At 38.7% G+C, this 2973-nt stretch carries 2 protein-coding genes; both read left to right on the top strand.

The window, feature by feature from the left end:
- Positions 1-991 precede the first annotated feature (991 nt).
- Positions 992-2464 carry a nitrogenase cofactor biosynthesis protein NifB gene (gene nifB / locus AFK68_RS03770; protein WP_094671658.1) on the top strand — a complete coding sequence of 491 codons (1473 nt, stop codon included), beginning with the start codon at positions 992-994 and terminating at the stop codon, positions 2462-2464.
- A 94-nt stretch (positions 2465-2558) separates the two neighbouring features.
- Complete coding sequence (locus AFK68_RS36255) at positions 2559-2726, top strand: hypothetical protein (protein WP_168186307.1); 168 nt, start codon at positions 2559-2561, stop codon at positions 2724-2726.
- Positions 2727-2973 lie beyond the last annotated feature (247 nt).

Raw genomic sequence — 2973 nt, 5'->3', positions numbered from 1 at the left:
CTTATTAGGAATAATTATCAAATTTTAAAGAAAAGTTAAAAACAAATCTACCCTACTTGCCAAAAACTGATACATTGTATACAGTAATAAAAGATTGACTTAAATAGTGGGGTGTATAAGTACAGGACTTTAGACAAAGGGGAGACGGGGAGTTGGGAGATTGGAGTTCTGCAAAGAGATTTAGATTGTTAATTGAGATTATTCTGAAATAGACCTCTCTGGAAAAGAGGGAGTAGGAATTAGGGAGTAGGGAGTAGGCAGACCAACCCCTAAACCCTCCCAGAAAGAGAATAATTGATGATTTATACGCGATAATTGACTGGATTTTTGATTTTTGAGTACAGGACTTTAGAGAAAGGGGAAGCGGAGAGTTGGGAGATTGGAGTTCTACAAATAGGTTGTTAATTGAAATTATTCTCAAATGTAGTTGGTGCTAATTTTCTGAAATAATCCGAGTTAACCTAGTTACTTATTAGGAATAATTCGCAAAATATAAAGAAAAGTTAAGATAAACCTTACCTACTTGCCAAAAACTGATACATTGTATACAGTAATAAAGGATTAACTTAAATAGGGGGTATATGAGTACAGGAGGATAGAGAAAAAATAAGGGTGAAAAAAATAGCGAAATAAGTAATATATATAGCTTCTAGCATGAGTACATAGGAGCCTGCACCATCACACCGTAAATACTCGTACCCAACTTAAAAAATACCAGTACCTGTACCCCAAGAAAAAATTTTAGATATCCTGATCTAATTGAAATTATTAAATCAGAGAAATCTGAGTACAAAATTAATTATCATAATAAATACTAATCGCGGTTTTTGAATGTAGCAGTCTAAAACCCACTGATATAAAAACTATAACGCCGGACACCAATCCACTGATATAACACCGCCAATGTTCAAGTCATGGAGAAAAGAGTGTATCGACGCGAGTAATCCGTCACCCCACGGCGACAGCTAGTAGAATAAGAGTGGAAACTTAGATGTTACAGCCAACAGAAGTATCTTCCCAACCAACAGTAAACAGCTTCGCAAATACGACAGCAACTCCAGAAAAAAAATCTGGTGGATGTGCGTCAAAGGGTTGCGGAAGCACCAAAACAGAGGAACTTGCCCCTAATATTCAAGAGCGCGTTGCTAACCATCCTTGCTATAGTCAAGAAGCGCATCATCACTATGCTAGGATGCACGCTCCAGTTGCACCAGCTTGCAACATTCAATGTAACTATTGTAACCGGAAATACGACTGCGCTAATGAAAGTCGTCCCGGTGTAGTTAGTGAATTGCTAACTCCAGAAGAAGCAGCTCACAAAGCTCTAGTAATTGCTGGAAAAATTCCTCAAATGACCGTTATGGGTATTGCTGGTCCTGGAGACCCATTAGCGAACCCAGAAAAAACATTCCGCACTTTTGAACTTGTAGCTGAGAAAGCTCCAGATATTAAGCTTTGCTTGTCAACCAATGGTCTAGCTTTACCTGAGTATGTAGATCGGATTAAAGCATTAAATATTGACCATGTTACTCTAACAATTAATATGGTTGACCCTGAAATTGGGGTAAAGATTTATCCTTGGGTTCATTACAAGCGGAAGCGCTACAGAGGAATTGAAGGAGTCAAAATTCTGCACCAAAGACAAATGGAATCTTTGGACTTGCTCCAAAAAGCTGATATTCTCTGCAAAGTTAACTCAGTGATGATTCCTGGCATTAATGACCAACACCTAGAAGAAGTAAATAGGGTCGTTCGTTCTAAGGGTGCATTTATCCATAATATTATGCCTCTAATTTCTTCACCAGAACACGGCACTTACTTCGGTTTAAATGGTCAGCGCGGTCCAACTACTGAAGAATTAAAAACATTACAAGATAAGTGTGATGTTGGTGGTATGAAAATGATGCGCCACTGTCGTCAATGCCGTGCAGATGCAGTTGGTCTCTTAGGTGAAGACCGTAGTAAGGAATTCACAAAAGAAGCCATTATGGAGATGACTCCAGAATATGACTTGGAGAAGCGCAAAGAAGTTCATGCTGGCATTGAAGGTTTCCGCAATAAACTAGCAAAAGCTAAGACTGAAACTCAGATCACTGAAACAGTTGCTCAAGCTGGTCCGCCAATACTACTAGCAGTAGCAAGCAAGGGTAACGGATTAGTTAATCAACACTTTGGTCATGCTAAAGAGTTCATGATCTATGAAGTAGATGGTGTCAAAGCCAGATTTATTGCTCACCGCAAAGTTGACCACTATTGTTTAGGTGGTTATAGTGAAGAAGGAAGTTTGGAGAATATCATCAAGGCAATTTCTGATTGCAAAGCTGTCCTAGTTTCTAAAATTGGTGATGGTCCAAAAGGAAAGTTACTCGACGCAGGAGTAGACGTAGTAGAGAGCTATGATGTAATTGAAACAGTTGCTTTAGATTTCTACAAGCAATTCATCAAACTAATACAACCTGCATAGGTCATGAGTTGTACCATCATTAGCAAATGTGTTTCCTGCTATCATTAAGTTTCCCAATGCTTTATTGGTGCTATTAGCTGCAAAGAAGTAGGCTATGAAATTAAGTAAATATTATGCCTGTCAAGCAATAGCATCAGCAGCAGCGAATTATTGGGATGCCTGGTTTGTTACTTATAACAAGTTGGTTTCTCAAATAAATGAAGCCAAGCAAGGAAATTACTGGCTAAAGTGGTTTGAACTTTACTCGCAAAGATTATCGTAGTAACTTCCAGTTTCAATCTGTAATATAGAAGCCATTTGGAATATGAGCAAAGGAGTCAGGAGTCAGGAGTCAGGAGTCAGGAGATCGAGAATATAGAAGCCATTTGCTATCTTTAGTCTTGATGAAATTTTTGAGTCAGGAGTCGTCTGTGAGAATTAGGCATACTTGAGAAACAAGGTTGAAAAATACTCCAATACATCTCCAATACCTCCAATACGCTATCTCCCCTACTCCCCTACTCCCCCAC

Origin of the sequence: Hydrocoleum sp. CS-953 (assembly GCF_002260545.1) — a bacterium.
Classification (GTDB): Bacteria; Cyanobacteriota; Cyanobacteriia; order Cyanobacteriales; family Microcoleaceae; genus Trichodesmium.
The sequence above is the reverse complement of the archived record's forward strand: the minus strand, read 5'-3'. Positions and strand labels throughout refer to the sequence as shown.